General features: G+C 38.1%; 16 protein-coding genes. 1 reads left to right on the top strand and 15 read right to left on the bottom strand.

Annotated elements, in window-relative coordinates:
• Nucleotides 1-367 precede the first annotated feature (367 nt).
• The gene (locus tag EGT49_RS11260) at nucleotides 368-1,288 is read left to right on the top strand and encodes a DMT family transporter (protein ID WP_135374404.1); all 921 of its coding nucleotides are present in this window, start codon (nucleotides 368-370) and stop codon (nucleotides 1,286-1,288) included.
• A gap of 46 nt (nucleotides 1,289-1,334) precedes the next feature.
• Here the strand turns inward: EGT49_RS11260 and EGT49_RS11255 are convergent, their stop codons facing one another.
• The 15 genes from EGT49_RS11255 to EGT49_RS11185 form a co-directional block, all read right to left on the bottom strand.
• Complete coding sequence (locus tag EGT49_RS11255) at nucleotides 1,335-2,684, bottom strand: ABC transporter substrate-binding protein (RefSeq protein WP_135374401.1); 1,350 nt, start codon at nucleotides 2,682-2,684, stop codon at nucleotides 1,335-1,337.
• Nucleotides 2,685-2,703: 19 nt separating this feature from the next.
• Nucleotides 2,704-4,059 carry an ABC transporter substrate-binding protein gene (locus EGT49_RS11250; protein ID WP_135374399.1) on the bottom strand — a complete coding sequence of 452 codons (1,356 nt, stop codon included), beginning with the start codon at nucleotides 4,057-4,059 and terminating at the stop codon, nucleotides 2,704-2,706.
• Nucleotides 4,059-4,889 carry a carbohydrate ABC transporter permease gene (locus tag EGT49_RS11245; RefSeq protein WP_135374397.1) on the bottom strand — a complete coding sequence of 277 codons (831 nt, stop codon included), beginning with the start codon at nucleotides 4,887-4,889 and terminating at the stop codon, nucleotides 4,059-4,061. The genes EGT49_RS11250 and EGT49_RS11245 overlap by 1 nt, the downstream gene beginning before the upstream one ends.
• On the bottom strand, nucleotides 4,889-5,830 hold the full coding sequence (locus EGT49_RS11240) for a carbohydrate ABC transporter permease (protein WP_135374395.1): 942 nt from the start codon (nucleotides 5,828-5,830) through the stop codon (nucleotides 4,889-4,891). The genes EGT49_RS11245 and EGT49_RS11240 overlap by 1 nt, the downstream gene beginning before the upstream one ends.
• Nucleotides 5,823-6,911, bottom strand: coding sequence for an ABC transporter ATP-binding protein (locus EGT49_RS11235; protein ID WP_135374393.1), 1,089 nt, complete (start codon nucleotides 6,909-6,911; stop codon nucleotides 5,823-5,825). Before EGT49_RS11235 ends, EGT49_RS11240 begins: the two co-directional genes overlap by 8 nt.
• A 147-nt stretch (nucleotides 6,912-7,058) precedes the next feature.
• On the bottom strand, nucleotides 7,059-7,469 hold the full coding sequence (locus EGT49_RS11230; protein WP_135374391.1) for a cupin domain-containing protein: 411 nt from the start codon (nucleotides 7,467-7,469) through the stop codon (nucleotides 7,059-7,061).
• A 2-nt stretch (nucleotides 7,470-7,471) separates the two neighbouring features.
• Nucleotides 7,472-7,795, bottom strand: a complete 324-nt coding sequence (locus EGT49_RS11225) for a carboxymuconolactone decarboxylase family protein (protein WP_135374389.1) — start codon at nucleotides 7,793-7,795, stop codon at nucleotides 7,472-7,474.
• 785 nt (nucleotides 7,796-8,580) lie between these two features.
• Complete coding sequence (locus EGT49_RS11220) at nucleotides 8,581-9,033, bottom strand: MerR family transcriptional regulator (protein ID WP_135374387.1); 453 nt, start codon at nucleotides 9,031-9,033, stop codon at nucleotides 8,581-8,583.
• Nucleotides 9,034-9,076: 43 nt separating this feature from the next.
• Nucleotides 9,077-9,787: an SDR family oxidoreductase gene (locus tag EGT49_RS11215; protein WP_167849836.1), complete on the bottom strand. Its 711-nt coding sequence runs from the start codon at nucleotides 9,785-9,787 to the stop codon at nucleotides 9,077-9,079.
• 8 nt (nucleotides 9,788-9,795) lie between these two features.
• Nucleotides 9,796-12,318, bottom strand: a complete 2,523-nt coding sequence (locus tag EGT49_RS11210; RefSeq protein WP_135374383.1) for an ABC transporter permease — start codon at nucleotides 12,316-12,318, stop codon at nucleotides 9,796-9,798.
• Nucleotides 12,318-13,019: an ABC transporter ATP-binding protein gene (locus tag EGT49_RS11205; RefSeq protein ID WP_135374381.1), complete on the bottom strand. Its 702-nt coding sequence runs from the start codon at nucleotides 13,017-13,019 to the stop codon at nucleotides 12,318-12,320. Before EGT49_RS11205 ends, EGT49_RS11210 begins: the two co-directional genes overlap by 1 nt.
• A 76-nt stretch (nucleotides 13,020-13,095) precedes the next feature.
• Nucleotides 13,096-13,857 carry a CPBP family intramembrane glutamic endopeptidase gene (locus tag EGT49_RS11200; RefSeq protein ID WP_135374379.1) on the bottom strand — a complete coding sequence of 254 codons (762 nt, stop codon included), beginning with the start codon at nucleotides 13,855-13,857 and terminating at the stop codon, nucleotides 13,096-13,098.
• 394 nt (nucleotides 13,858-14,251) lie between these two features.
• Complete coding sequence (locus EGT49_RS11195) at nucleotides 14,252-16,204, bottom strand: M13 family metallopeptidase (protein WP_246013844.1); 1,953 nt, start codon at nucleotides 16,202-16,204, stop codon at nucleotides 14,252-14,254.
• 313 nt (nucleotides 16,205-16,517) lie between these two features.
• The gene (locus tag EGT49_RS11190) at nucleotides 16,518-16,694 is read right to left on the bottom strand and encodes a type II toxin-antitoxin system prevent-host-death family antitoxin (RefSeq protein WP_135374377.1); all 177 of its coding nucleotides are present in this window, start codon (nucleotides 16,692-16,694) and stop codon (nucleotides 16,518-16,520) included.
• A 343-nt stretch (nucleotides 16,695-17,037) separates the two neighbouring features.
• Complete coding sequence (locus EGT49_RS11185) at nucleotides 17,038-18,978, bottom strand: M13 family metallopeptidase (RefSeq protein WP_246013843.1); 1,941 nt, start codon at nucleotides 18,976-18,978, stop codon at nucleotides 17,038-17,040.
• Between the last annotated feature and the right edge of the window lie 333 nt (nucleotides 18,979-19,311).

Genomic DNA, 19,311 nt, shown 5'->3' with positions numbered 1-19,311 from the left:
TATATTTCTGCATAAAATCCCTCCATTACTGGGTTAACATTTTTATACTATTTTGAAATGTCAACCATATAAGGATTATCGCAGAACGCTGCCGGCACTATTTTGAGCTTTTGCAAAGTACGCAAAATCTCAAAACTAGGCCTTATCCTAAGCGCTAAAGCGCTAAGGATAATTTGGCGGCTGAGTTATCACAAGGCTTGTACTCCAGACTAAATAGTTAATTTTATATTTTATTCTTTTTAAACCAAAAATAATATGGTTATACTTATGCACTAATGAAATATTATCGATAAGACTTTCCTATTTTTTACCACACTATTTGAAGAACCGAAAATTCAATAAGAATCTATCAATGGGGGAAAAGATTATGACTGATAAACAAAAAGGATTCTTTTACGCCATTATGGGTCCCGTTTTATGGGGATTTTCTGGCAGTATTGCACAATATTTATTTACCGTCGAAAGTATTCCTACACAATGGATTGTCGGCATTCGACTGATCTTTGCAGGTTTAATGCTAGTGATTTGGTGCTATTTCATCGATTCTAAAGCCTTATTTGCCATCCTGAAAAAACCACGCTACGTTTTCCAACTATTAGCCTTTGGATTATTAGGAATGTTGCCAGCTCAATATACTTACTTTATGGCTATTAAATTCGGCAATGCACCGACCGCTACGGTTTTACAATTCCTAGGGCCATTATTCATTATTATTTATATCTCGCTTCGCAAATTACAAATGCCACGTCGAATTGATTTGATCTCGATTGCCCTAGCGCTTTTAGGAACTTTTTTATTAGTCACTCATGGGCATCTCGGACAATTGATGTTATCACCAGCCGCCATCTTTTGGGGTGTCTGTGCTGGTCTGAGTCAGGCTTCCTATACTTTGTTACCACGAGAATTATTGAAAAAGTTCGATGCTCGAATCGTAACTGGTTGGTCTATGTTACTCGGCGGTATCGTCTTCGCGCCGTTCGCCGATTTAGGACACGTCCCTAGTTTGAATCTTTTGGCCATCATTTCAATTATCTTTATCATTACCGGTGGGACAATGTTTTCTTACTTGTTCTACTTACAAAGCTTGAACTTCTTAACACCATCCACAACTGGTATGTTGAGTGCGTTCGAACCTTTGACGGCAACTATTTTAACAGTTGCTTTTCTAAACACCAAGATCAGTGGAGCTGAATTGATCGGTGCTTTACTTATTTTAGGAATAACCTTCTTACAGGCCTTACCACCTAATCTATTCAATTTGAAATTTCGTTATAAAGACAAGAACTAAAAAATGACTACTTAGTATTAATCAATAATTCTAAGTAGTCATTTTTTTATTTGTATCCGTTAGCTCGATTTTGATTATAGACAATTTCGTTAATTGCATCTTCATTTTGTTGAAGTGTCTTTTCGATATCGCCACCACGATAGATTTTTTCCATCGCATTTTCTTCGAGTTTACGAATGCTTTGCATCCCTTCTAGTAAAATCCCTGAATTACCAAAATTAGGAACTGTGTTCTGTAATTGTTGGCTAGGAATCTTGCCTTCTGGATGTTTTGCATAAAATTGTTGCAGAATTTTGGTATCTTTTGAATCCTTATTCAAAGCCATATATCCTGTCGACTTTTGCCATTGAGCTTGGACTTCTGGTCGAACAGTATACTTGATAAACTCATAAGCACCTTGTTGAATCTCTTTTGGTTTATCATTTGAGATCCAAAGAGCTGCTCCACCAATGGAAACTCCATTGGCTTTTTTACCATCAGCATGTGGGAAGTAAGTAACTCCCAACTTATTTTTATTCTTCTTATTCAATTGACTCATACTTGCAGATGATTGGACGTACATCCCAACTTTATTAGTCAAGAAACCAGATGTCTGGTTAGTACTTGCCATTGAACCGGCTCCGTAATCCATGAAATCACCATTCTTGATGTTTTCACGAATCCACTTGAAGAACTCAATTGCTTCCGGATTGTTAATACTTACTTTGGTAGGATTACCAGTATGTCCGTCATTTCGATTGGTAAACATTCCACCATTGTTAGCAATAGCTTCTTCTAACAACCATCCATAAATCTGAACGGTCATTCCCTTAACTTGATGATTTGACTTCTCATAGAGTTCTTTAGCAATTTTAGTGATTTCACTATAGGTCGGAGAAACTGATGGTGGTGTGATACCATATTTTTCCAATAGTGTAGCGTTGTAGTAAAGAACTGGCTGAGAGGTGTTAAAAGGCATTGCCTGTTGTTTGCCACCTTGCGCATGAAAGGCTCGGGCAACTGGTGAAATCTTACTTAGATCATAGTTGTCGGCATCGACAAACTTTTGAATCGGAGTAGTGAATCCACTGTGTAAAACTTGCGCCGTGGAAACATTAGATGATTGGAATACTGCTGGAGAAGTATTCGTCCCATGCGTTTGAAAAATCTTTTGAATCGCTGTGTCATATGACCCTTGGTATTTAGGTATCACCTGATACTTAGTCTGTGATTTGTTGAAATCATTGACTAACTTCAACAAAGTTTTCTCAGCCGGACCACCCATTTCATGCCAGAAAACCACTGGGATCCGGTTATTAGCACTAGTTTGAGCTGAAATATTATTTCCAAAAACCCCGAGAAAAATTACCCCAATGACCAAGATCAGTGAAAGAATCATTTTCTTATATTTAGTCATCTTGCCCTCTTAAATCAAATTAATGATAGCCATTAGCTCGATTAGTCGTTGTCAAATTCTCATCAATTTTCTTATCGGCATCTTTTAATGCTTTGACGATATCGCCGCCGTTATAAATACTTTCCATGGCAAATTGTTCGATTTGACGAGTCTTTTGCATACCTTCCATCAAAATACCGGAATTGAAATTGTTAGGAACGGCTTCTTGCAATTGTTGACTTGGTACTCGTGCTTCTGGATGTTTCTTGTAAAGATCTTTCAAAATTTTTGTTTGTTGAGAATCTTTGTTCAATGCCAAGTATCCTGTATCCTTTTGCCATTGAGCTTGAACTTCTGGTTTTAATGAATACTTGATGAATTCAAAGGCACCTTGTTGAACATCCTTAGGCTTGTCATTAGAGATCCAAAGTGCGGCACCACCGATAGCAACACCGTTAGCTTTTTGACCGTCTGGATGTGGGAAGTAAGTAATTCCTAACTTGTTTTTGTTCTTCTTATTAAGTTGACTCATACTTGCAGATGATTGCATGTAGATACCCAACTTACCATTTAAGAAACTAGTAGTTTGGTTAGTTCCGGCCATGGCACCTGAACCGTAACTAATAAAGTCGCCGTTCTTTTGGTTTTCACGGATCCATTCGAAGAATTCTTTTGCTGCTTTGTTGTTGATGGTTGCTTTAGTAGGAATACCAGTGTGTCCATCATTGTTGTTAGTCAAACTAACCCCAGCATTAGCCATTGCTTGTTCGAGTAACCAACCGTAAATTTGTACTGTCATACCTTTAACTTGATGGTTTGACTTTTCATAAATTTCTTTAGCTACACGAGTGATATCACTGTATGTTGGTGAAACTGGTGGTGGTGTAATGCCATACTTCTCTAACAAACTAGCGTTGTAATAAAGTACTGTTTGTGAAGTATTGAAAGGCATAGCTTGTTGCTTACCTTTATCTGAGTAAAAAGATCTAGCGACTGGTGAAATTTTACTTACATCAAAATTATCAGCATCGATAAACTTTTGTACTGGTGTAGTAAATTTACTGTGCATCATTTGGGCAGCTGAAATATCAAATGCTTGGAAAACAGCTGGTGATGTACTTGTACCGTGTGTTTGAAGAATCTTTTGAATTGCAGCATCGTATGAACCTTGATATTTTGGAACCACTCGATACTTAGTTTGTGATTTGTTAAAACCATCAACGACTTTCATCAATGATTTTTCAGCTGGTCCACCCATTTCGTGCCAGAAGACAACTTCGGTACGGTTATCTTTGGCAGCGGCTGTTTTAGTGGAAAAAGCTTTACCAGTGAAAACGACAACTAAGATTGCCAATAAAATAATGAGGGGTAAGGCAAATTTCTTATACTTTGACATTATTTAACCGCTCCTTCATTCAATCCAGACTTAAAGTAATGTTGACCGATGAATAAGACAAGAATTGTTGGAATAACAATAATCGCCGCACTGGCTTGGATCATTCCCCAGTTGTTGAATGTTTCTTCGGATTGTAATTGCTTCAAACCATTTTGAATCACACGTGATTCGTTACTGAACGTAACTAAGATTGGCCATAGATATGAGTTCCAAGCTCCTAGGAAACTGTATGCTCCCAAAGTGATCAAACTGATACGATTATAAGGTAAAATAACTTTCCAGAAAATTTGGAAATGATTCAATCCTTCAATATCAGCAGCTTCCTTTAATTCTTTTGGAGTTTGTAGGAAAGCTTGACGTAACATGAAAGTACCAAAAGCTGATGTCAAAGCTGGAACGACCATTGCTGAATAGTGATCCAACAAGCCTAATGCCTTAACGGTTTGGAAGTTAGGAATAATAGCAGCTTCCCCAGGTAGCATCATAGTGACCATAAATAGTGCAAAGAAGAATTTCTTGTATTTGAAATCTAGGAAAACAAACGCATAGGCACTCATTGAACAGAACAATAAGTGAGCCAACATGATCAAAGTAGAAACGACCACGGTATTGCCTAAGTATCTTAAAATTGGTGTCTTAGTGAAAGCATCCAGATAGTTAGTTAGAGAAATGTTAGTACTAAAGTAATTACCTTTTAAAATGTCGGCTGTAGGTAGAAAGCTTGTCCAAATCCCGATAAAGAAAGGAACTAAAATAACTACGGCTAGCACAATCAAAAGGATATAACTAAAGAGGTTCTTTAATATTTTGCGTTCATCAATATTAATCATTAGTAGTTAACCTTCTTTTCTAGGAATTTAAATTGTAAGTAAGTAAAGAAGGCAATGATAATTGTTAAAATGATTGCTTCTGCACTTGATTTAGCATAGTTTCCGCCAAAGAAAGCATCATTATAAATGCGGTAAACTAGCATGTTGGTAGCATTAGTTGGTCCACCCTTTGTAATAAGATCGATCAAACCAAAACTCTTGAACGAACCAATAATTGTAATCGTAGAAATGAAGAAAAGAGTTGGAGAAATCATTGGTAAAGTGATATGGAAGAATTGGTAGTGCTTTGAAACTCCTTCAACATCGGCTGCTTCGTAAAGTGTTGTTGGAACTGATTCGATAGCACCCAAGAAAACTAAGAAAACAAAACCTAAATGCATCCAAACTGTTGTGATGATGATAGCCCACATAGCCATAGTTGGATTTGATAACCAGTTGACTGTTGGCAAATGAAGTAATTTTGTTAATAAAGTAAAGAATCCAGCAGATGGATTGAAAATAAATAGCCAAAAAATAGCGGCAACAGAAACTGAAACACCCATGGTAACTGAGTAAAGCGTTCTAAAAATAGCGATTCCTGGTAATTTTTGACTTGCCAAGTTAGCTAGTAACAAGCCCATTGCAATGGTGAAAAAAGTTACCCCAACGACATAAACTAGTGTCACCCACATACTTGAAACAAAATCTGGCGAGGTTACCAATTTTACATAATTTTCTAAACCAACAAAAAGGGTAGTATTTCCGAATGTATTCGTTAAAAACATACTGATATAAAGAGTTCTAAACATTGGATAAAAAGTGAATAATCCTAGTAAGAACAATGATGGACCGGCAAAAATTGAAGCATAATATTTATCGTTAGCGGTTAGACGAAATTTAGTTTTGTTCTTTGCTTCAACTTTCTTTTCAGGTACAACGTTAGTTGTCGAAGTTTTAAGCATTGACTAGTCCTCCCTTATTTTCAGTGATGTTGATACCATCTTGACTGAACAATAAGACATTTCCTGTAGAAGTGATTTTAACTGTTTCAAACATATCAAACTCAGTATCACTAGGAACAATGGCAGATACCATTACACCATTGTTAAACTTGGCGTGAACGATTTTTTCATCCCCAAGGAATTCCACATTTTGTACTGTAGCATTTGATTGTAATTCTTCAGCCTTTTCAACGATCATTTCGTTAGGACGGATTCCAACTTTTAATTCATTTTCTGTGACTGCTTGATCTAAATCGAGTTGATAGTCATTGTTAACTTTGATTGAGTGAGCACCCACTTTTGAAGCGTACATAATATTGATAGGTGGAACCCCGAAGAAACTAGCCACGAATTCATTTGCTGGATTCTTGTAAATTTCAGTTGGTGTACCGATTTGTTGAACTTTTGAATCATGCAATACCATGATGTGGTCAGCCATAGTCATTGCTTCGACTTGATCATGGGTAACGTAGATCAAAGTGATACCTAATTTTCTTTGAAGAGCATAAATCTCTTGGCGCATCTTGATTCTAAGTTGAGCATCCAAGTTTGAAAGTGGCTCATCCATCAAACAAATCTTAGCGTCACTGGCAACTGCACGAGCTAAGGCCACACGTTGTCTTTGACCACCAGATAATTCACGAGGCTTTCTATCTTTTAAATCTTCCAAGTTAACCATCTTCAAAGCATTGTTAACACGTTCTGAAACTTCTGCTTGATCGTGTTTTCTAGCTTTCAAACCAAAAGCAACATTATCCCAGACACTCAAGAATGGGAAGAGAGCGTAGCTTTGGAAAACCATTGTTAAATTACGATCCTTAGGTGGCAAGTTATTAACGACTTTGCCGTCAATTGCGATTTCTCCATCAGTAATCTCTGTTAAACCAGCAATCATTCTCAAAAGTGTACTTTTACCACAACCAGATGGTCCGACGATGACAAAGAATTCACCTGTTTCGATTTCAGCAGAAACATTGCTTAAAACCGTCTTTCCTTGGTTGTTGTCATATTGCTTACAAACATTTGTTATTAATGTAGACATATTTATCCCTCCGTATAAGTCATGACTACATTATGGGAAATTGTTGTATATATATAATCTATTTAATGTAAATAATGCGTAAAAAAAAGAGACTGTTTTCAGCCTCTTTTTCAATAAAATTTACAAACTTCATCAAAAGTTTACATTTTATAATTTGTTATATTCTTCATCGGTAACCTTTTCAAGCCACTCGGAGTTTCCTTTAGTGATAGCAATATGACTAAACCAACTATCTTTAGTTGCTCCATGCCAGTGCTTTACGCCTTCTTTGATAACGACCACGTCACCTTGTTTCAACAATTGAGCTGGTTTGCCCCATTCTTGATACCAGCCTTGTCCACCAGTAACCAAAAGAATTTGGAAACCATCGTGATGAATGTGCCAATCATTACGACAACCAGGTTCAAAAGTTACATTGCTGGCACCAAAATCAATGTTATCAACAGGTTTAACCAAGCTCTCCAAGTAACTTTGTCCAATAAAATATTGGGCGTAGTCGACATTCTTATCACCGATGGGGAAAACTCCACCGTTCTTTAATTCTTCATTTTTAGCCATAATTAATCTTCCTTCCAAATTTCTTTAGCACGATTGAATGCGCTCCAAGCCTTAGGCCAACCCGCATAAAATCCTAATTGTGTAATTTCGGCCACGATTTCTTGTTTAGTAATGCCGTTTTTCTTACCAATTTTTAAGTGTGCTTCCAGTTGTTCAGTATTTCCTGCTGAAATGATACTTGCGATAGTGATCATTGAACGGTCATGAGCTGAAAGTTCATTTTCTTTACTCCAAACTTCTCCAAACAATACATCATCGTTTAAGGCCGCAAATTGGGGAGCAAATTCTCCCAAAGCTTTACGTCCAGCGGTTTGTTTCTCTGCCATAATTAACTCCTCCTCGTTTCAAGTTGATAAGTACATCAAACAACTTAAAGTTAACTTTAAGTCAAGGAAGAAATTTGTTTTTTGTGAGTTGGATGAAGTATGCCGTCCTCCATAGCAAAGCCGATTTTGGCTGGAACGTGGTGGGCGCGACTTGAAACTACCGCAAAGTTCGCGGCATTTCCAAACTCGGCCTTTCACTAAACGCTAAAGCGTTAAGTGAAATTTCACCACTGAGCCAAATCGGCTTTGCTATTCCGGACTGAATAACTGATCTATGATTTATTTGCTTTCCGTTCATTTATGAATATCATTCCTATTCATATGTAGTGCTTGATATTCTTATAGTCGAATTCTTTCCCTATTCAGAATATAAACAATACAAAAAAAGAAGACACCACTAGTTTGCTGCAATCTCCTGCATCTTTAGTAATGTCTTCTATTGTTTTTTTATAAAATTTTACTAACTAAAATTCAAATAATCATAACTTGTCTAGACCGTAAATCAGTTTAACGCTTAATCCAAATAGATATAGTATCCTATTCAGAATTCACCAAAATACTGCATAGATTTGAACTTCAGTCTGGAGCAACAACTCTGGGAAATGCTCAGCCCTGAAATTCCTCTTGGCGCTTTCAGCGCCTAGTGGAAGGCCAATCTTGAAGACAATTCCCGCTTTTGGAATTGGCTCCAAGTTGTGCCCAGAGCGTTCCAGCGTTTCCCAGATGTTGTGTAAGACGGCATCTAACCACCACCTAAACTAAAGAACGACCTCTATCTTTATTCTCTATCTATCTTCTAAATAAGCGTGATTTAAATTCTGCAAATACTCTGAAAAGCTTTCGCTGTCTTCGATGTGTCCGCCTTCTTTGCCTTTGTACCAATCTAACTTATCGTTGAGTATCGTCCACCCATCTTGCAAGCGTTGGTACTCGACTTCGAAATTGCGGCGGACTTCTTCTAGTAACTCGATTCGTTGATTAATTGTTGAATCGCCTTGGGCACGGAGACGAACGTACCGTTTCAATTGCTCAATCGACATCCCACAGCTCTTGAGGTGTAACAAAAAGTTGACCCAGCGCACATCTTGGTCAGTGTAATAACGAATCCCACTGTCGGTTCGATGTGGTTTGATCAGGCCTTCTTTTTCGTAATAGCGTAAAGTTGGGCTGTTGAGTCCGACCATTTCGGCAAAATCACTGATACGATACTTATTTTCTGCTACTTCATTTACTGGCATTATTTCACCCTCTAGTTAAAGTTGACTTCAACTATAACATCTTTTACAGATCAACTCCACCGTCGACTCTTAAAATTTGCCCAGTGATAAAGTCATTTTCCATCAAATAGATGTAAGCTGAGGCTACTTCTTCAATCGTTGCAACTCGTTTCAAAGGTACGTTTTCGGAGAACTTATTCTCTTGTTTAGTTAACTCTTTAGAATTCATATCTCGCCATAAACCAGTTGGGGTCCAGGTTGGTGAAACGGCGTTGACTCGAAAATCAGGTGCCATCTCTACTGCTAGGCCTTCTACCATCGTGTTGATAGCTTGGTTACCAATAATTGCCCCGGATGCATCGTATGAGTGACCACCAGATCCAGAAGTTAGAAGGATCGAACCATTCTTATTCAAATACTTATGAGTAACTTGGACTAGCTGCAAATTGGCGAAAAATTTAGCATCGATTGCTTCACGAATTTCTTTAACTGAACTATCCAAAAAGCCACCACTCATGGCACCACCGAGCATTGAAACTATGTGATCAAAGGATCCATACTTTTCAAAGAACCGTTTCAATTGATGAACATTTTGAGCATCTAATGAACTCCCTTGAATATTTTCTTCATAACGCAATTGATTTACTCGCTCTTGATCACGGCCGATGACGTAAACATCAGCGTCTTTGTGTTGCGCCATGATGGCAACTTCTTTTCCAAAGCCAGAAGTTCCGCCAATGACCAAGACCTTATCATTTTCTAAAGACATAGTAATACCCTCAATCATTCATTAGATTTCAACGCACCAATCATATCGATGTGCTGTAATTTCTTGTGTGTAACTAGCATAACAATTGCTGTGAAAATTATCATCAATAAAGTTGCGACCACATAACCTACCAAATGAATCGTCAGTGGGAAAATAACCTGTTCTGTCGCGGCTTGATTCAAAATATAGGCCGTCAGTAAGTTACCGATTCCATATCCAATAATAATACCAACAATCGTTAAAATTATATTTTCCCGAACCACATACATCGTGACCTCATTGTTGTAAAAACCTAAGACCTTGATCGTCGAAAGTTCTCTGATACGCTCGGAAACATTAATATTCGTTAAGTTATAGAGCACAACAAACGACAAAATTCCTGATAGTAAAATCAGAATCAAAATAATTGGCCGCAAAAGTGCCGACATCTTAGATACCGTGTTGAAGACATCGTGCGTGAAACTCGTACCCATCACTTGCTTAGAGTCAAGCAGTTTGTTGGCCAATTTCCTTCTTTGTGCAGCGGTTTGTTTGTGCAAGCCGAGTAGCAAAGTATTTGATTTGAAATCACCTATCTTGTCTCGATAAACTTGCGGACTCAGATAAAAGAAGTGCCCGATATAATTTTTCGTGATGGCACCAACAGTTAGCGTGACAGTTTTTCCCGAAGTCAAAGCCACTTTAATTTTGTCCCCTACTTGGACGTTTAAAAGTTTGGCTGTTTTAGTTGTCAAAACAACTTCTTTATCCTTTAAATTAGCGGTTAAATGCACATACTTTTTAAAGTTTTTGATTGACTCTGGTGTGTAAACATTCACGTCATTGACTTGTTTACTACCGGCTTTCAATTTAGCAGTAGCCGAATTTATCCGGGTATTATCCTTGTAAGTTTTATCAGCATTTAAAATAGTATCAACTTTTTGATAATTGGCGTCATCTTCCATTTTAACGACGGCTTGATAACTGAAAATATCTTTGTATTGGTCGTTACCACTAGCTGTGATGGAATTCTGAATCCCAAAGCCGGTCAAAATCAAGGCGGTTCCTCCGGCAATTCCGATGATGGTCATAAACATTCGTGACTTGAAGCGGAATAAGTTCCGATAACTGACTTTGCGATTGAAACTCAAATGATTCCAAAGTGGCTTGATTCTTTCTAAGAGAATCTTTTTAGCCGATTTAGGAGATTTAGGTCGCATCAAAGCAGCCGGTCCTTCGCTCAATTCCTTACGAACTACAATGACCGCAGCACCAACGGTTGCCAATAGTGAAAAGACTAAAGCAATCGCAATCGTTTGCCATCTAGAAGTGATGACCCAATCTAAGGCAATGTATTGCTTGTACATCCCTAAAACAATTCGTGGCAAAGTTTCCGTTCCGATAACCGCTCCTAAAATAACACCTAAAACTCCAGCTGAAAGTGCGTAATAGAAGTAATTTTTAGCAATTTCCCACTTCGTATAACCGAGAGCTTTGAAAGTCCCAATTTCACCACGAGCTTCTTCAACCATTCTCGTGATAGTTGTGAAGGTGATCAAAGCAGCAATCAAGAAGAAGAAAACTGGGAAGACATTAGCAATCGCAGCGATTCGATCTGAACTTTCGCCATAAGCTGAAAAGCCGGTCAAATCTTCACGGGTTTGCCAAGTGTAAGTCGTTTTAGCATTCTTTAAAATTTTCTTTTTGGAAGCATCCAATTGAGCTTGCTTTTGAGCAGCCATGGTTGGATTTACGGCTTTTAGTTGGTCGAGAGCTGTTTGTTGTTGCTTTAAAATAGCTAAGTAACTACTTGCTACCTCTTGGGTTCGTTTGCTTGCTCGACCTTTAAATTCATTTTTGAGTAATTTGACTTTTTTATCAACCGCACTCTTATAGGATTTACTGAAAGTATTTTTATCCTTTAAAGAATTGAAATGAATGTTCAACATTGAAGCCGTCGACATATTCATTTGTTTTTGCGGCACATAGGCGAATAAACTGACTTGGCCGTCAGCAATATTCGTTACCCCACGTGATTGATTGTCGATGTATTGTGGCGAATCAACAAAGCCGACAATCTTGTAACTACGACGCTTCAAATCAGCACTCTTAGCAAATTTGAAAGTGTCACCAATTTTATAGTCATAATTATTACGAGCATTTTTATCCAAAACAATTTCGTGGTCATTTTTTGGCAAGCGCCCGTTTCTAATAATCAACTGATTTTGTTTAGCAGCTTTATCGTAACCATACAAAGCGATAGCAACTTTAGATCTGCCACCCAGGACATACTTAAATTTCACCGTTTCCGCCTTTGCCCCAGCGACTTTTTGGGCTAATTTAATATCCTTATTGCTGAATCCCGTCGTCGAAACCACTTGTACATCCGAAAGATTCTTATCTGCGACCGTCTTATTCAACGAATCATTTAGACTAGGACCAGTCGCCTTGACCCCAACGAAAATCAGTACTCCGAGCATGATGATCAAAATAATAGCAATGAAGCGACCCTTAGCTTGATTGATACTACGCATCATATTTTTTGTTAATGGTTTCATTACCACTCAATATCCTTTACTGGCATTGGTGACTCGTTGTCTTCAATTGATTGAACCTTTGCATCATGAATCCGAATCACGCGGTCTGCCATCTTGGCCAAGGCCGAATTGTGGGTAATGACGATAACTGTTTTATCGTCTTTGTGACTGGCATCTTGAAGTAGGGTCAAAACTTGTTTACCAGTCTCATAATCTAGTGCTCCTGTCGGTTCGTCACACAGCAACAACTTAGGATTTTTTGCGAGCGCCCGGGCAATGGCCACCCGTTGTTGTTCACCACCAGATAATTGTGAAGGAAAGTTGTCGATTCGATTTGCCAAACCAACTGCCTTTAAGGTCTGCGTGGCGTCTTTTGCGTCCTTAACAATTGCTGAAGCCAACTCAACATTTTCTTTAGTCGTTAAATTAGGAATCAAATTGTAAAATTGAAAGATAAAACCCACGTCATTGCGGCGATAAGTCGTCAATTCCTTCTCGGAGAACGTTGAAATATTGGTGCCATCAATAATGACATCCCCTTCAGTCGGCGTGTCCATCCCACCTAAAATGTTCAAAACTGTCGATTTTCCAGCCCCACTAGGACCCAGAATAACCGTCAATTTACCTTGTTCCACATCAAAGGTCAGCTTGTCATTAGCGACGATCGTCGTTTCGCCCATTTGATATTTTTTCGATTCATTCCTCACTTCGATATATGCCATTACACTCTCACCTTTCCTAATATTTCTATTATAGTGGAAAGCGAATACATCTTGAAAGGTAAAAAAACGAAAAATATTATTTAGAATTTAATTTTTGGATACGTCTGGAAAAATGAAATTGCTTAATTTGCAATAGAGCAATCACGCTACAAATTAAGAAGAAGATGGCCGAAATAAGCAAGAATTCACCGACCCGATCTGGTGTCATAATGTTTTCAGCGGTCGCCATTCCGTGATGGAAAAAGGCCGGCAAATCATAAATTAAATGCATCAAAATAGTTAACGTTAAATTATGAGTTTTGTAATAAAGAGCCGCATACAACATACCTGAGGCTGCTACAATTATCATTTGTGCCACGGTCAACCACTTATTTGAAGCGTTGAACATGTTGGTAATGTGAATCAAACCAAAACCAACTGAACTGATCAATAAAATCAAAAATGGATTTTTGACGACTCTTTGAATTTGCGCCATCAACAAGCCACGATAAACGTATTCCTCAGCCGTTGCGACCAAAACAATCGCAATTACGGTCAGAGCCATGTTCTTAACGACTCCTAAATTAGAAAATTTATTTAACAATATCATTAGTGCCATTAAGGGAATCAAGTTGAGTAATTGCTTAAACTGATGTTTTGTACTGAACCAATCTACTTTTAACTTTAAAAATTTCTGATTAAAAATTGTTGCGAAGATAATTACCAGAGTGTCCATAATAATTTGAGCATATTTGGTATCGAATCGGACTACTTGATAGACTAAATTTTCTAGCAGAATCATCAATGGTACGATTAGAATAATTATGAAAATTGATAGAATAGCTTTTTTCTTAGACATGTTTACTTCCCCCTTTTAGGATTAGATTACGATATTTTTTGGAGTTTGGTTTTTTTCATCCTGAACGGGGGGATTTTTTGACTTTAAGCGTGAAAAAAGAAGCTGGTGTTGGTGGGCCAGCTTCTTTTTTTATGGGATTGATTTTAATATTTTTTTGATGGTTGTTTTTATATTTATATGGATTTTGGTATTTTTATGGTTTATTGTGTGTTTTCTTTTTGGAGATAACGGTTGTTCTATCTTTAATAACCATGGTTCTATGCGATATAGCTAAAACGCGTTCCAGCCAACAGGAGTCAACATATAGCTACGCTTCCCAAATCGCCCGCAAGTTCGGCGGGCAATTCGTGAAGCTAGGCTATCTGCTGACTCCTAACCGTTGGCTTCCACGCTCTCACCAGATTTCCACTCTCTTATCTTCATCCAACCACATTCCATCTCCTGGTTTAACGTCGAAGGCTTGGAAGTATTCATCTAGGTCTTGTGACATGACATTGGCTCTCAATGGTTGTGGGGCATGGACATCGGTTCTTAGTAATCTTTCATTATACTGTGGTGTGGCTTTGAATCTCCATGACTTGGCCCATGTTATGAAGTAGGCTTTGGGATCGTAATCGTCATCCATTTTGGCTGCTTCGATGGCACAACGCATTCCGCCGACGTCGGCTATATTTTCTCCAACAACTAATTTACCGTTTACTTTTCCGCCAGCAAATTCGATGCCGTTGAATTGGTCAATCATGTCTTGAGTTAATTTCTCAAATTTAGCGTAATCTTCTTTAGTCCACCAATTATTCAAATTACCGAACTCGTCGAATTTGGCACCTGAATTATCAAAGGCATGTGAGATTTCGTGGGCGATGGTTGCACCGATACCACCGAAGTTTTCACTGCTGGTTTGCTTTAAACTGTAAAATGGTGCTTGCAAGATCCCTGCTGGGAAAGTGATGTCATTTCTGGATGGGTCGTAACAGGCGTTGACCATTTCTCCAGGCATTAACCAAACGTTGCGGTCGACTGGTTTCTTGAGCTTTTCCAGTTCAAATTGTCTGACCACTCGTCTAAGTTGCGTGACATTTTCATAAAGTGATTTCGTCTCATCAATTTTCAAATGGTGGAATAGGTCTTGAACTTCATCTGGATAGCCGACTTTGATGACGATCTTGTTCAACTTGACGATGGCCTTTTCCTTAGTAGCTTGGCTCAACCAACTGTTGTCAGCTAGGCGTTGCTTGTAAATGTCGATCATGCGCACGACCATTTGGCGAACGTCTGCCTTAGCCTTCTCACCAAAATACTTTTGCCCGTAATAAATTCCGATAACTTCGTCAAAATATTTTTCGGCTAATTGATATGAGAATTTCTCTCGACTAGGCAACTCTTTAGCACCGCTGAAGGCTAAATCATAATCACCCACTGCTAAACGGAAGTCTTCGTCCAAATTGTGACTGTTAGAAACGAGATAACGAACAATCAACCAAGCTTTCATATTTTCAAAAGTTTCATCATTGACTAAGTTATCAAGACTCTTCAAAAATCTTGGTTGAACGATAATTACTTTTTCTGGAGTAGCTTCAACTTGGTCAACAACTAGGCTCTTCAAATCAACGTTCTTAGCTTTTTCAACAAATTCCGCAAAATCCATTGGATTATACATCTTTGTGTACTCAGCCCACTCTTCAGACGTCTTAACTGCTGGAACTAAGGTCTTATCAAATGCCAACGCTTGCTTAACAGTCGCTTGCGCTTTATCTTGTGAGTAGCCAACCATCTGCAAAAGTTTTTCACTAACTTGAGCATATTTTGCCAATAATTTCTTACCGGATTCATTGTCAGCATCGTAATAAGAATTGTCTGGCAAAATCAAATCGATTCCGTCGACATAAACCACATTGTGCTCGGTATCTTTCATATCAGCGTCGATCCAAACATTGATTGGCAAAGTGAAATCTTCTTTACCTAATTGTGCTAATTTAGCATTAAAATCAGCTAAATTCTGTAGATCCTCTAACTTCTTCAAATCTTTCAAAATTGGTTTTTCATGAAAAATCTTTAAGAAATCGACATTCTTAGCGAGGCGATACAATTTAACAGCTTGCAACAATTCTTGATTTGGAACTTGTTGATCATCTTCAGCTAAGGTTTGAAAATCATTCATCAGTTCTTTTTCAATTTTCAAATCCAAGTCCATTGAAGCTCCGGCACTGGATTTGTCAGCTGGAACTTCAGCTTTTTCTTGCCATTCTCCATTAACGGCTAAATATAAGTTATCTTTGTAATCAGCTGGTGCTCCAGAATCAAGATCACCAACGCCACCTCTAATTTTTTGTATAAACAATACTTTCACCCCGCAAAAATTAAGTTACTAAATACTATAGCACTAGTTTTAATAAAATTAAAATGTTTTTAATGATAATGGTGATGAGTTCTTTTTTTGTTTGGTGGTGGAATGCCGTCCTCCATAGCAAAGAAAATTTGGCTGGAACGATGTGGGCACAACTTGAAACTACCGCAAAGTACGCGGCATTTCCAAGATTGGTCTTATTCTAAGCAACAAGTTGCTAAGAATAATTTCACATCTGAGCCAATTTTCTTTGCTATTCCGGACTGAATCGCGCACTTATTATTTATTTGCTTTCCATATGTTAAAAATAGTAATTCTATTTTGAAATTGTGTTCAGCTGTTTTTCAGTTTCAAGTTTAAGCCAATTCTTCGAATTAACCAGGGTCCCTGCCTCATTTCCATTTTTGGTAAATATAACAGGCCTTCCTTGTTTTAATTCATCAAACACTTTTGTATAATTTCGTAATACTGATAGAGATTTAATTTTACTCATTATTAATACCTCTTCTGGTAAATAAGTTAAGTACATATTATTACGTTTACTTTACGGCAATTGTGATGTGTTACGATCAAAAATTGAAAAAGATTGTACTAATTAAAGGATTCCTTTATTAGCACAATCTTTTTTACTTTCTTGAATCAAACAGAACGAACATTATCTGACATACTGAACTATTTTGTTTATAACCATGGTTCTATGCGATATAGCTAAAACGCGTTCCAGCCAACAGGAGTCAACATATAGCTACGCTTCCCAAATCGCCCGCAAGTTCGGCGGGCAATTCGTGAAGCTAGGCTATCTGCTGACTCCTAACCGTTGGCTTCCACGCTCTAATCTACCAAATATTGACTCGTTTATCTTCATCCAACCACATGCCGTCTTTTTCTGTAACGCCAAAGGCATCATAGAACTCGTCCATGTTTTGGGCTTGGACATTAGCACGTAAAATATTTGGGGCGTGGACGTCTAGTGATAACAACATTTCGTCCAATTGCTTAGTTGACTTGATTCTCCAAACTCTAGCCCAGTTTAGGAAGAATTGTTTGGCGCTGAAGTCATCATCTTCTTTGGCAGCCTCTAGTGCACAACGTAAGCCTCCGACATCGGCGATATTTTCACTAACAATCAAGGTTCCGTTTACTTTTTTACCAATGTATGGGATGCCTTCGAATTCGTCGATCATCTTTTGAGTTAACTTCTTGAAGGTTGCATAGTCGGCTTTTGTCCACCAATTGTTGATGTTACCAAATTCATCAAATTGAGCACCATTATTGTCAAAGGCGTGAGAAATTTCATGGGCAATGACAGCACCGATTCCTCCGAAGTTTTGGGAATTAGTTTGATCCAAGCTGTAGAATGGTGCTTGCAAAATGGCAGCTGGGAAGGTGATGTCATTTCTCAATGGGTCGTAACAAGCATTGACCATGTTTCCAGGCATTAACCAAACTGTTCGATCTACTGGTTTAGTGATCTTTGCTAGTTCGTCAGCGTATTTGATCTTTTCAATCGCTGCTAAATTGTCATAAAGTGAGGCATTTTCATCGATCTGGAATTTCTTATAAATGTCACGAGCATTGTCAGGATAACCAATTTTTAGAACCATCTTCTTAAGTTTTACGACGGCTTTTTTCTTGGTATCTTCGCTCAACCAATCGTTGTGTGACAGACGTTCTTCATATACGAAAATCATCTTTTCGACCATTTGACGAACGTCTTTTTTGGCTTTTTCACCAAAATATTTTTGACCGTAATACAAACCAACGACTTCACTAAAGTAGCTGGAAACGGTATGATAAGCAAATTTATCACGACTCAATAATTCCTTTGTACCACGCAAAGCTAGTTGATACTCGCCGGCAGTTTGACGGAATTCTTCATCCAAGGAGTCGGCCTTAGCAAAGAGGAATCTAACCAACATCCAGTCCTTAACATTTTCAAAAGTAGCTTCGTTAACTAATTTGTCAAAGTTTTCAAGATATCTTGGTTCAGCGTTGATAACTTTTTCAGGTGTCACATTGACGGTATCAACGATAAATTTCTTCAAGTCGACTGATTGCGATTTAGTGGCAAATTCCTTAAAGTCCATTGGATTGTAAGTTTTAACATCATCAGCCCATTCTTCAGGGGTCTTGACGATTGGTACTAAAGTCTTATCGAAAGCCAAGGCGTTATTGACGATTGCTTGCGAGTCAGCCAAACTGTAACCCACCATTGCTAGTAAGTGATTGGCCACTTCCGCATACTTCTTCAATAGTGCTTTCCCAGATTCATTGCCTTCAGCATAATAAGATTGATTAGGCAAAATCAAATCGGGACCCTGCAAGTAAACTACGTTGTGCTTCGTGTCCTTCATGTCCATGTCAACGCTCAGTGGCATTGGTGTGACAAACTGATCTTTAGTCAAGTCAGCCAAGCCATCACTCAACTCTTGCAAGTTTTTAATTTGAGCTAGTTTTCTGAGATCGTTGATAATTGGTTTTTGGTGATACTTATGTAATTTTTCCGTATCATTAACCAATTCATAAAGTTTTACTGCTTGTTTCAATAAATCATTATCAATTTTACTTTCATCTTTGACGAATTCATGGAAATCGTTGATCAAAGTTTCTTCGACACCTTTATCAAGTTCCGCAAAACCACCAGTTCTAGGGCGGTCATCCGGGATTTTAGCTGTCTTTTGCCAGGCACCATTAACGGCCAAGTATAAGTTTTCTTTAACGTCTGTTTCTTCAGGAGCAAGAATATTTCCGGCTCCTCCAACGATTGTTTTGTTCAACAATTTATCCACCTCACCTAATCATTTTGGTAACCACTATACCACTAATTAGAAAACATTAAAATATTTCTAATATACAAAAAGGATGAGATATATGTGTGTAGTATGCCGTCCTCCATAGCAAAGCCGATTTTGGCTGGAACGTGGTGGGCACGACTTGAAACTACCGCAAAGTGCGCGGCATTTCCAAGCTCGGCCTTTTACGTAAGCGCTAAAGCGCTAAGTAAAAACAGACTAAGCTAAGTGAGTAAATTAATTTTTGACGAAGAATTAATTTACTCACTTTTTTTGATAAAGTGAATGTGAGATTAATGCCGTACGTGAAATTGGCAC

The sequence above is a fragment of the Companilactobacillus suantsaicola genome (genome assembly GCF_004745525.1).
Classification (GTDB): Bacteria; Bacillota; Bacilli; order Lactobacillales; family Lactobacillaceae; genus Companilactobacillus; species Companilactobacillus suantsaicola.
This window is presented reverse-complemented; position numbering and strand designations above follow the sequence as displayed.

Excerpts from the sequence above, each read along its gene's own strand:
- EGT49_RS11260 (WP_135374404.1), top strand. The coding sequence starts at position 368 with ATGACTGATAAACAAAAAGGATTCTTTTACGCCATTATGGGTCCCGTT.
- EGT49_RS11255 (WP_135374401.1), bottom strand. The coding sequence starts at position 2,684 with ATGACTAAATATAAGAAAATGATTCTTTCACTGATCTTGGTCATTGGG.
- EGT49_RS11250 (WP_135374399.1), bottom strand. The coding sequence starts at position 4,059 with ATGTCAAAGTATAAGAAATTTGCCTTACCCCTCATTATTTTATTGGCA.
- EGT49_RS11245 (WP_135374397.1), bottom strand. The coding sequence starts at position 4,889 with ATGATTAATATTGATGAACGCAAAATATTAAAGAACCTCTTTAGTTAT.
- EGT49_RS11240 (WP_135374395.1), bottom strand. The coding sequence starts at position 5,830 with ATGCTTAAAACTTCGACAACTAACGTTGTACCTGAAAAGAAAGTTGAA.
- EGT49_RS11235 (WP_135374393.1), bottom strand. The coding sequence starts at position 6,911 with ATGTCTACATTAATAACAAATGTTTGTAAGCAATATGACAACAACCAA.
- EGT49_RS11230 (WP_135374391.1), bottom strand. The coding sequence starts at position 7,469 with ATGGCTAAAAATGAAGAATTAAAGAACGGTGGAGTTTTCCCCATCGGT.
- EGT49_RS11225 (WP_135374389.1), bottom strand. The coding sequence starts at position 7,795 with ATGGCAGAGAAACAAACCGCTGGACGTAAAGCTTTGGGAGAATTTGCT.
- EGT49_RS11220 (WP_135374387.1), bottom strand. The coding sequence starts at position 9,033 with ATGCCAGTAAATGAAGTAGCAGAAAATAAGTATCGTATCAGTGATTTT.
- EGT49_RS11210 (WP_135374383.1), bottom strand. The coding sequence starts at position 12,318 with ATGAAACCATTAACAAAAAATATGATGCGTAGTATCAATCAAGCTAAG.
- EGT49_RS11205 (WP_135374381.1), bottom strand. The coding sequence starts at position 13,019 with ATGGCATATATCGAAGTGAGGAATGAATCGAAAAAATATCAAATGGGC.
- EGT49_RS11200 (WP_135374379.1), bottom strand. The coding sequence starts at position 13,857 with ATGTCTAAGAAAAAAGCTATTCTATCAATTTTCATAATTATTCTAATC.
- EGT49_RS11190 (WP_135374377.1), bottom strand. The coding sequence starts at position 16,694 with ATGAGTAAAATTAAATCTCTATCAGTATTACGAAATTATACAAAAGTG.